The sequence below is a fragment of the Streptomyces sp. SID14478 genome (assembly GCF_010548525.1).
GTDB lineage: Bacteria > Actinomycetota > Actinomycetes > Streptomycetales > Streptomycetaceae > Streptomyces.
In genome coordinates this window covers 1-9,355 of the sequence record NZ_JAAGMG010000387.1, presented here as the reverse complement: position 1 = coordinate 9,355, position 9,355 = coordinate 1, and the positions used below count along the sequence as shown (strand labels likewise).

The 9,355-nt window shown below is 73.3% G+C and carries 9 protein-coding genes and 2 pseudogenes; 5 read left to right on the top strand and 6 right to left on the bottom strand.

Annotation, left to right across the window (positions count from 1 at the left end; genetic code table 11):
- Positions 1-188: pseudogene (locus tag G3I40_RS12775) on the top strand (MerR family transcriptional regulator); the annotation flags it as partial.
- The gene (locus G3I40_RS12770; RefSeq protein ID WP_164302275.1) at positions 185-805 is read left to right on the top strand and encodes a hypothetical protein; all 621 of its coding nucleotides are present in this window, start codon (positions 185-187) and stop codon (positions 803-805) included. The pseudogene G3I40_RS12775 and the gene G3I40_RS12770, both read left to right, overlap by 4 nt.
- On the opposite strand, the gene G3I40_RS12765 is transcribed toward G3I40_RS12770, so the two are convergent.
- Positions 756-2,201 (bottom strand): RNB domain-containing ribonuclease, encoded by a 1,446-nt coding sequence (locus tag G3I40_RS12765; RefSeq protein WP_164302274.1) that lies wholly within the window; start codon positions 2,199-2,201, stop codon positions 756-758. The two genes, G3I40_RS12770 and G3I40_RS12765, sit on opposite strands and share 50 nt — an antisense overlap.
- Entirely contained in the window at positions 2,177-2,728 is a 552-nt protein-coding gene (locus tag G3I40_RS12760) for a hypothetical protein (RefSeq protein WP_203643945.1), read from the bottom strand. Before G3I40_RS12760 ends, G3I40_RS12765 begins: the two co-directional genes overlap by 25 nt.
- Before the next feature lie 233 nt (positions 2,729-2,961).
- Here G3I40_RS12760 and yaaA point away from each other — a divergent pair, with 233 nt between their 5' ends.
- Complete coding sequence (yaaA, locus tag G3I40_RS12755) at positions 2,962-3,744, top strand: peroxide stress protein YaaA (RefSeq protein WP_164302273.1); 783 nt, start codon at positions 2,962-2,964, stop codon at positions 3,742-3,744.
- A gap of 71 nt (positions 3,745-3,815) precedes the next feature.
- Positions 3,816-4,448, top strand: a complete 633-nt coding sequence (gene eda, locus G3I40_RS12750; RefSeq protein ID WP_164302272.1) for a bifunctional 4-hydroxy-2-oxoglutarate aldolase/2-dehydro-3-deoxy-phosphogluconate aldolase — start codon at positions 3,816-3,818, stop codon at positions 4,446-4,448.
- 33 nt (positions 4,449-4,481) lie between these two features.
- Here the strand turns inward: eda and G3I40_RS12745 are convergent.
- The 4 genes and pseudogenes from G3I40_RS12745 to G3I40_RS12730 all read right to left on the bottom strand — a co-directional run.
- Positions 4,482-5,117, bottom strand: a pseudogene (locus tag G3I40_RS12745) (histidine phosphatase family protein); the annotation flags it as partial.
- A 2-nt stretch (positions 5,118-5,119) separates the two neighbouring features.
- Positions 5,120-5,863, bottom strand: a complete 744-nt coding sequence (locus G3I40_RS12740) for a C4-type zinc ribbon domain-containing protein (RefSeq protein ID WP_203643949.1) — start codon at positions 5,861-5,863, stop codon at positions 5,120-5,122.
- A complete protein-coding gene (locus G3I40_RS12735) occupies positions 5,860-6,729 on the bottom strand; it encodes a Nif3-like dinuclear metal center hexameric protein (protein ID WP_164302270.1) in 870 nt (289 codons plus the stop codon). The genes G3I40_RS12740 and G3I40_RS12735 overlap by 4 nt, the downstream gene beginning before the upstream one ends.
- 44 nt (positions 6,730-6,773) lie before the next feature.
- A complete protein-coding gene (locus G3I40_RS12730) occupies positions 6,774-7,835 on the bottom strand; it encodes an iron-siderophore ABC transporter substrate-binding protein (RefSeq protein ID WP_164302269.1) in 1,062 nt (353 codons plus the stop codon).
- Between the two features lie 255 nt (positions 7,836-8,090).
- Between G3I40_RS12730 and G3I40_RS12725 the strand changes: the two genes are divergently transcribed.
- On the top strand, positions 8,091-9,227 hold the full coding sequence (locus tag G3I40_RS12725; RefSeq protein ID WP_164302268.1) for a hypothetical protein: 1,137 nt from the start codon (positions 8,091-8,093) through the stop codon (positions 9,225-9,227).
- Positions 9,228-9,355: the final 128 nt, after the last annotated feature.

Sequence of the window (9,355 nt, the reverse complement as noted above, 5' to 3'; positions counted from 1 at the left end):
CCCCGGACGACCCCCGGGTCGCCGAGGCGGCGCGGGCGCTGGTCGCGTGCCTGCCGCCGGACCTGCCCGCGGTCGAGGGCCCGGATCAGCAGGCGTTCCTCGACACCTTCCTCGCCGACTTCTCGCCCGCCCAGGCCGAGGTGCTGCGACTGGCCCTGCGGCTCGTCGCCGGGGGAGGTGCGCCGTGACCCGGCTGCCGGGCCGGCTCCTGCGGCACGAGCTGCGGGTGCTCACGAGCTTCGGGCTGTGGGTGACGCGGCGGCGGCACGGCGTCCCGGCGGGCGCGAGCGCGTTCTCGTACGCCCGCGGGCAGGCGGCCATGATGTACGCCTTCGCGTTCGTCTGCGTCGTCGAGACGTTCGGGATGTGGGCACTGCTGCGGGACTGGCCCACGCTGCACCGCGTCGTGCTGGTCCTCGACGTCTACACCGTGGTGATGGTGCTCGGCATGCACGCGGCGTCCGTGACGCGGCCGCACGTGGTCACCGACGCGGCGCTGCGGGTGCGCCGGGGCGCCCAACTCGACCTGTCGATACCGCTGGAGCGGATCGCGGCGGTGCGGCGCGAGAACCGGTTCACGCACACCCCGGCCGACGGCGAGCTGAACCTCGACATCGCCTCCCAGACCAGCATCACCCTCGAACTGGCCGAGCCCGTACGGCACTTCACGTTCCTCGGCCGCCCCAAGGACGTCCACCGGGTGCGGCTGCACGCCGAGGACCCGGACGGCTTGGCGAGCGCGCTGCGGGCGCGGCTCACGCGGGAGCGAACTGGACCTTCGCCCGTCCCGGATCGGCCTGCGTGAGGCGGACCCGCAGCCGCTCGCCCAGCGGCAGTGCGGTGGCGCCGCCCTCGATGCGGGCGACGACGGCCGGTTCGGGCAACTGGACGGTGCCGACGGCCCGTTCCTTGTCCTTCACGTCCACCACGTACGCGTCGAACAGTTCGCCGACCCGGTGCTGCAGGAGCGCCGCCTCGACGATGTCGACGCACTCGCGCTCCACCGTGTTGGCGCGCCGGGTGCCGTCCGCCATCTCCTTGGGCAGGCCGGCCAGTGCCTCGACGGCCCACCCGGGCGGGTCCTGCCCGGCGCAGGCGGCCAGGCACAGCTCGGACGCGTAGCGGTCGACGAGGCGGCGCAGCGGGGCCGTGCAGTGGGCGTACGGCGCGGCGACGGCGGCGTGCGTGGTGAGCGCGGGGACCTCGCCGCCGGTGAAGGACGTGTAGCCGGCGCCGCGCAGCAGCGTCGTGCACTCCTGGAGGAAGGCGGCGTGGTGCGGGACGCGGGGGTCGAGGGAGCGGACCAGGTCGGAGTACGGGACGTGGTGCGGCCAGTCGATGTGCAGCGCCTTCGCGGTGCGGCGCAGCCGGCCGACCGCGCCGTCGGGGGCGGCGGGCAGCGTGCGCAGGATGCCGGTGCCCGCGGTGAGCATCAGGTCGGCGGCGGCCATGCCGGCGAGCAGGGAGATCTGGGCGTTCCAGCCGTCGGCGGGCAGCGGGGCGCGGTAGGCGAGGGCGTACGCGTCCTCGTCGGCGACGATCTCCTGTTCGGGGACGTTCAGGGAGATGCCGCCGCGGTCGACCTCCCGTTGCTCGCGCAGCCGCCCGATGTCCCGCAGCAGTGCGACGGGTTCCTCGGCGCTGCCGTCGTCGATGGCCTTCTGCACGCCTTCGTAGTCGAGTTTGGCGCGGCTGCGCACCAGGGCGCGTACGACGTCGGTCCTCTCGGCGCGTCCGTCCGCGTCCAGGTCGATCGTCCACAGGACGGCCGGACAGGTCTGGCCGGGCAGCAGGCTGGCGGCGCCCTCGCTGAGGACGGTCGGGTGCAGCGGCACCTTCTCGTCCGGGAAGTAGAGCGTGGTGACGCGGCGGTGCGCCTCGGCGTCGAGCGGGCCGCCCGGCGTGACGAACGCGGCGACGTCGGCGATCGCGTACCGCACCCGGTAGCCGCCGCCGGGGCGCCGGGACAGGTGCATGGCCTGGTCGAGGTCGGTGGAGGTGGGCGGGTCGATGGTGAAGAGAGCGAGCGCCGTCTCGTCGCGGTCCGGCAGCCGGGGCGGCGCGGCCGCGACCCGTTCGGCCTCGGCGCGCACCTCGGCCGGGAACTCCCCCGGCACCTCCAACGTCGTACGCAGGTCGCGCAGCACGGCGCCGAGGGGCGCCTGTGCTGCGCCGGTCATGCGGAGATGGCGGCGGGGCATGCACCGAGCGTAGGCCGCACGGGGCGGGGCGGCACGGTGGAGGCGCGGGGCCGCTCGACGGCAGGAGCGGTGCGGCGCGCGGCCGCGAAGACGACCAGACGCAGCGCCACGAACCGCCCGATGCCGGTGAGCGCCGAGGCCGACAGGTAGACGGCCTGCTCGCACAGCGCGGAGGGCGCGTCCTGGACGAGGTGCAGGACGAGGACCGCGACGGTGGTCACGGCGTAGGCCACGGCGGCGGTCCCGGCCGACTGGAGGTGGTGGCGCAGTCCGCACGGCCCCTGCGCCCCGAAGGTGAAGCGGGCGTGCAGTTCGGTGGCGAGCACGGTCGAGGCGACGGTGACGAGCGCGTTGGCCAGCGCCCACGGCAGCCATCCCGCGGCCAGCGCCACGGCGGCGCTGGAGGCGAGGCCGACGCCGCCCCCGAAGACGACGAACCGCACGAAGGAGGCGAGCGGGCCGATGCTGTCGCCCTGCTGTCCGGTCCCCCGGCTGGTCTGCTGACTGGTCTGCTCTTTGCCTGGCATCTCGCGGCCCCCCGCCCGTTGTTTCCGATGATGGAAACGCTACGTTGCGTTCATGGTTTCAGCAACTGCTTTATTGCGTACTGACAGTGCAATAGCAGGTCAGCGCCGCAATATCGTTGCGATGGTTCTGAAGCTAACGCAACACGTTGGCGCGCTTGTTCGTTGCAACATCGCTCCGCGGATACCCTGACGCGGGGCCGCACCCCTCCCCCGCCGCACAGAAGGAGAAGCACGTGCTCGTCTTGCTGCCGCCGTCCGAAGGAAAGGCCGCCTCCGGGCGAGGTGCCCCGCTGAAGCCCGAGTCGCTCTCGCTGCCGGGTCTCGCCGAGGCGCGGGCAGCGGTCCTCGACGAGCTGGTCGAACTGTGCGCCGCGGACGAGGACAAGGCGCGCGAGGTGCTCGGGCTGAGCGAGGGCCTGCGCGGCGAGGTCGCCAAGAACACGGAGCTGCGCACGGCGGGCGCGCGGCCGGCCGGCGAGATCTACACGGGCGTCCTCTACGACGCACTGGACCTGGCCTCGCTGGAGGCGCCGGCGAAGAAGCGGGCGGCGCGGGCGCTCCTGGTGTTCTCCGGGCTGTGGGGAGCGGTGCGGATGAGCGACCGCATCCCCTCCTACCGGTGCTCGATGGGCGTGAAGCTGCCGGGGCTCGGGGCGCTCGGGGCGCACTGGCGGGAGCCGATGGCGCAGGTCATGCCCGAGGTCGCCGGGGACGGGCTGGTCCTTGACCTGCGCTCGGCCGCGTACGCGAGCGCCTGGAAGCCGAAGGGCGGGATCGCGGGGCGCACGGCGACGGTGCGGGTGCTGCACGCGCCGACCCGCAAGGTCGTCAGCCACTTCAACAAGGCGACCAAGGGGCGCATCGTGCGCTCCCTGCTGGAGTCGGGCAGCGCGCCCGCGAACCCGGTGGAGCTGGTCGAGGCCCTGCGGGAGCTGCACTACGTCGTCGAGGTGGAGGCGCCCACGAAGGCCGGGCGGGCGTGGAGCCTGGACGTACTGGTGGACGAGGTCCACTGACCTGCCGGAGTCACATTGCAGCATGCGCAATGGGCTTTGCGCATGCTGCGCGCCGGGGGCAGGATGTCCCCATGGCCCCCATCGCTTCCGCATCCGTGCTCGATCTCGCCCCCGTCGTCCCCGTCGTCGTCGTGGAGGACGCCGCCGACGCAGTGCCGCTCGCGCGCGCACTCGTCGCGGGCGGGCTGCCCGCGATCGAGGTGACGCTGCGCACGCCCGCCGCGCTCGACGCGATCCGGGCCATCGCCGCCGAGGTGCCGGACGCGGTCGTCGGCGCGGGCACCGTCATCTCCCCGCAGAACGTCGCCGACGCGGTGGCGGCCGGGTCGAAGTTCCTGGTCAGCCCCGGCTGGACGGACGCGCTGCTCGCCGCGATGCAGGAGTCCGGCGTCCCGTTCCTGCCCGGCGTCTCGACGACGTCGGAGGTCGTGGCGCTCCTGGAGCGCGGCGTGAGCGAGATGAAGTTCTTCCCGGCGGAGGCCGCGGGCGGCACCCCCTACCTCAAGTCGCTGGCCGGCCCGCTGCCGCAGGCCCGCTTCTGCCCGACCGGCGGGGTCTCGCCCGCGAACGCCCCCGGCTACCTCGCGCTGAAGAACGTCGGCTGCGTGGGCGGGAGTTGGATGCTGCCGGCCGACGCGGTCGCGGCGAAGGACTGGGGCCGGGTGGAGCAGCTGGCCCGCGAGGCGAGCGCCCTGCGCGGCTGACAGACGCCCGCGCAACGGCCCGTCAGCGACTGGTCAGCGCAGGTGGGCCGTCTCGTTCAGCGAGCGGACACTCGCGTTGCCGTCTGCGTAGTACGCGATCGTCGTCAGGGACGCCGCCGCGAGTTCCATGCGGAACAGGGCCTCGGGCGGCGCCCCGAGAGCGAGGCGGACCAGCGTCTTGATGGGCGTGACGTGGCTGACCACGAGCACGGTGCGGCCGCGGAACCCGGCGGTCAGCCGGTCGCGGGCCCCGGCGACGCGCGCGGCGACCGCCGTGAAGCTCTCGCCCCCGCCGGTCGGGGCGGCCTCCGGTGAGGCGAGCCAGGCGTTCATGTCGTCCGGGTGGCGCTCCCGGACGTCCTTGAAGGTCAGCCCTTCCCACGCGCCGAAGTCCGTCTCGCGCAGGTCCTCCTCGACGGCCACGTCGAGGCCGAGCCGGTGGGCGGCCGCCTGCGCGGTCTGGCGGCAGCGCCGCAGCGGCGACGACACGATCGCCTCGACCGTGCCGCGGGCGGCCAGCTCCCGCGCCGCCCGCTCGGCCTGTTCCCGCCCGGTCTGCGACAGCCCGGGGTCGTGCCCCGCGCCGCTCCCCGAGAACCGCTTCTCGGGGGTCAGCGCGGTCTCGCCGTGCCGGAGCAGGACGAAGGCGGCCGGCGCGCCGAGATCCGGCTTCAGAGGCCGGACTCCGACGTGCGGACCAGGATGCGGCGGCAGTTCTCGCAGCGGACCACGGTGTCGGGGGCGGCCGCGCGGACCTCGTTCAGCTCGGTGATGTTGAGCTCCAGACGGCAGCCCTCGCAGCGGCGCTGGAACAGCTTGGCCGCGCCGACGCCGCCCTCCTTCTCTCGGAGCTTGTCGTAGAGCTTCAGCAGGTCGGCCGGGAGCGAACCCGCCACGACCTCGCGCTCCTTGGTCACCGTCGCCGCCTCGGTGTCCAGCGCACCGGCGGCCTCGTCCCGGCGGGCCGTCGCGTCGTCGATCTTCGACTGGACGGAGGCCAGGCGCTCGCCCAGCTCGCCCACGCGCTCCTGCGCGGACTCGCGGCGCTCCATGACCTCCAGCACGACGTCCTCCAGGTCGCCCTGGCGCTTGGCCAGCGAGGCGATCTCGCGCTGGAGGTTCTCCAGGTCCTTCGGCGAGGTGACCGCGCCGGAGTCCAGGCGCTGCTGGTCGCGGGTGGCGCGCTGGCGGACCTGGTCGACGTCCTGCTCGGCCTTGGTCTGCTCGCGGGAGCAGTCGCTCTCCTCCGTCGTCGCGGCGACGTGCAGGTCGCGCAGTTGCGTGAGGTCCTTGGTCAGCGACTCGAGCTCGGCGTGCTCGGGCAGCGACTTCTTCTTGTGCGCGAGCTGCTGGAGGCGTACGTCCAGGTCCTGGACGTCCAGGAGACGGATCTGGTCGGCGGGCGCGGCGTTCAGTTGGGGGCTCCAAAGGTAGGAAGGGGGGTGTGGTGGGACGCCGCGTGGGCGGTCCAGGGGTCGGTGACCGTCTTCGAGACGTGGACGCGCAGGTCCCATCCCTCGCGGTCGGAGATCTCGTCGAGCTGGGCTGCGGCCAGCTCGCACCAGGGCCACTCGGTGGCCCAGTGCGCCGCGTCGAGCAGCGCGAGAGGCTGTGCGGACATCGTCTCGCGGGCCTCGCTCACCGGGTGGTGGCGCAGGTCCGCGGTGAGGAAGGCGTCGACGCCGGCGGCGCGGACGTCGGCGAAGAGGCTGTCGCCGCTGCCGCCGGAGACCGCGAGCGTACGGATCGTCCGGTCCGGGTCACCGGCCACGCGGATGCCCTGCGCCGTCGCCGGGAGGCGCTCGGCCGCGCGGTCCGCGAGCTCGCGCAGGGTCAGGGGGTGGTCCAGTGCGCAGACGCGGCCGAGGCCGCGGCGTCCCGAGGGGTCGTCCGGGTCCGGGACCAGGGGGCGTACGACGCGGACGTCGAGGGCGCCGGCGAGGGCGTCGCTGACGCCGGGATCGGCCTTGTCGGCGTTCGTGTGCGCGACGTGCAGCGCGACGTCGTTCTTGATGAGCGTGTGGACGACCTTGCCCTTGAAGGTGTCGGCCGCGACCGTCGTCGTACCGCGCAGGTAGAGCGGGTGGTGCGTGACCAGGAGGTCCGCGCCGAGTTTCACGGCCTCGTCGGCGATCTCCTGGACCGGGTCGACGGCGAACAGCACCCGGCCGACCTCGGCGTCCGGGTCGCCGGCGACCGTGCCGACCGCGTCCCACGCCTCGGCGAGGGCCGGGGGCCACAGGGCGGCGAGCGCGGCGGTTACTTCAGACAGACGGGGCACGCCAGCTAGGTTACCTGCGCCGCGTGCCCCTTCCCCAAGCCCGGTTACTTCACCAGGTTCGCGCGGAGGTCCTTGAGCACCTCGTCGGCCGCCGTGACGCCGAGGCCCAGGTACCAGGTCTCGTCCGGGACGTTCTTGGCCCGGCCGTCCTTGACCGCCTTGAGGTTCTTCCACAGCGGGTTGTCCTCGGCGCTCGCGCGCTGGGTCTTCTTCGCGTCGCCGTAGACGCCGGTGAAGATCCAGTCGGCGTCCGCGGAGTCGATCTTCTCCGGGCTGATCTCGGTCGCCAGGTCGTTGATCTGCTGGTTCTTCGGGCGCGGGATGCCGGCGTCGCCGAGGATCGTGCCGATGAAGGACGCCTTCGCGTACAGGCGGGTGCGGTCCGGCATGTAGCGCAGCATCGTCACGGTCGGGGCCGTGCCGCCATTGGCCTTCTTCACGTCGGCGCCGAGCCGGCGCACGTTCTTGTCGTACGCCGCGAGCTCGGCCTTCGCCGCGTCCGTCCGGTCGAGCGCGGAGGCGTTGAGGAGGTAGTTCTCCTTCCACGGGAAGCCCGGGCGGATGGAGAAGACCGTGGGGGCGATCTTGGACAGCTGCGGGTAGAGCTTGGCGGCGCGCAGCTCGCTGCCGAGGATCAGGTCGGGCTTGAGGTTCGCGATCGCCTCGAGGTTGAGGGAGTTGGTCGTGCCGACGTTCTCGGGGTTGCCCGCCTCCTTCTTCAGGTAGGACGGGATGCCCTCGTCGCCCTCGGTGGGGGCGTAGCCGACCGGCTTCACGCCGAGGGAGGCAACGTTGTCGAGTTCGCCGACGTCGAGGACCACGACGCGCTGCGGCTTCTTCGTCAGCTCGGTCTTGCCCATGGCGTGCGTGATGGTGCGCGGGAACTGGCCGGTCTTCGCCGTCGTGCCCATCTTCGCCGTCTCTGCCGCGGCCTTCGAGAAGTCCTTGCCGCCGGTGGCGACGGCCTTGGAGCCGGCGCCGTTGTCGCTCTTGGCGGAGCCGTCGTCACCGGAGCCGGAGCCGCAGGCGGTGAGGGCGAGGGCGGCCACCGCGGTGACGGCCGCGGCGGCGATCCGGGTACGCGGACGCAGAGATATCGGGGACATCAGGTTCAACGCCTTGCTCCAGCTCGAGGTGCACAGAGAGCGCACAGATGATGGTTAGGCAAACCTAACACCGGCTGTTCCGGGCCCCGTCGCGGGTCCATGAGCACACCAAGCACATCCCTCACAGCCGATTCCGGACATGGCCACCCTTTGGTGTGAAGCGGGGGGCCGCGCGTGCCACGGAGGTACGTGCGAAAACTAGCTTCGGCTGCGAAGAGGGGGCAGGGACGGGACAACCGGAGGTGACAGTTCCCCATGACGGCCTTGGCCATCGAGCCCACCACGCAGTCACGACCGGAGCAGCCGCGCGGCGGGTGCGTGATCACGACGGACGCCTCGTACGCAGCGCGGCTCGCCCGGCACGGCGCTTCCTGGTACCCGGAGCGCTGGACGCTGGACGGCCCCGAGCCGTACGCGGTCCCGCTGCCCGGCAATCAGCCCGAGGAGCCCGGCACCGCCGTCCTGCCGCTGACCGACGGCCGGGTGCTGATCCGGCGCGAGAGCGACGGCCGCCACCTGTTCTCCCTGCTCTACCCGACCGGCCCCGGCACCGGCGAGGTGCCGCTGGGCGCCGTGGAGTGCGACGACGCGACGGAGCTGACGCTGCTGCCGCCGGCACCGGACGGGCGGTGCGCGTACGCGCTGGCCGTGCGCGCGGAGGTGACGGACCTGTGGCTGGTGGCGGGCGGCGCGTTCGGGCCCGAGCACGTGGCCGAGATCAAGGGGCGCTGCTCGGGCGGGGTGTGGCTGGACCGCGCGGGGCGCATGCTCGCCCTCGATCGCCGGCCGGCGGGCGGCGGGCCCGTGAAGGCGGTCGCGGTGGACCTGGAGCGGGGCGGTGAGCTCTCGCCGCTGCTGCAGATCACCGAGGACAGTGAGGACCGGCTGCTCCTCGCCGACCTGGACAGCGGCCTGATCCTGGTCCGCTCGGACGCCGCGAAGGCGGGTCAACCGCGGCTCGGCTGGGGCGTGTTGGGGGGCACGCTGCCGGTCCGCTTCCCGCAGGCGCTGCGCTTGCCCGACTGCACCGTGACGCCGTTCGCCGTACAGCCGGGGCAGACGCTGATGCCGGAGAGCTGTGCGGTGGCGCTGCGCGTCGACGGCGCGGGGGGCAGTGCGCCCTGGCTCGGCATCTGGCGCCCCGCCGAAGGAACGATGCACCAACTGGCCGCGCCGGACGGCTGGTTGGCGGGCAGCGGCTTCTGGTCACGGGACGGGGTGCTGGCGCTGCCCTGCGTCACCGCGGAGGTGTCGTGCGCGCTCGCGCGGGTATCCGCACCGGAGCCCGAGGCACCGCGGGCGCCCGCCGCACCCGCCGTCCAGGCACCCGCCGTGGCGCGTCCCGTGCCCTTGGCGCAGGCGCCCCTCGGGGGCCGCAAGTCGTCCGGTTAGACTCGCCGGGCTGTAAGTGAAGGATCTTGTAAGGGTTTACGGGGTGAGTTTTCCGATGACGGGAAGCAACGGCACGAACGTACGCACGGACACCGCCGAGCGGGCCGACGCCAGGGCCACCGGCTCCG

What these genes read in the sequence shown, in the direction of transcription:
- G3I40_RS12765 (WP_164302274.1), bottom strand. Translation starts at nt 2,201, where the DNA reads ATGCCCCGCCGCCATCTCCGCATGACCGGCGCAGCACAGGCGCCCCTC.
- G3I40_RS12760 (WP_203643945.1), bottom strand. Translation starts at nt 2,728, where the DNA reads ATGCCAGGCAAAGAGCAGACCAGTCAGCAGACCAGCCGGGGGACCGGA.
- eda (WP_164302272.1), top strand. Translation starts at nt 3,816, where the DNA reads ATGGCCCCCATCGCTTCCGCATCCGTGCTCGATCTCGCCCCCGTCGTC.
- G3I40_RS12730 (WP_164302269.1), bottom strand. Translation starts at nt 7,835, where the DNA reads ATGTCCCCGATATCTCTGCGTCCGCGTACCCGGATCGCCGCCGCGGCC.
- G3I40_RS12725 (WP_164302268.1), top strand. Translation starts at nt 8,091, where the DNA reads ATGACGGCCTTGGCCATCGAGCCCACCACGCAGTCACGACCGGAGCAG.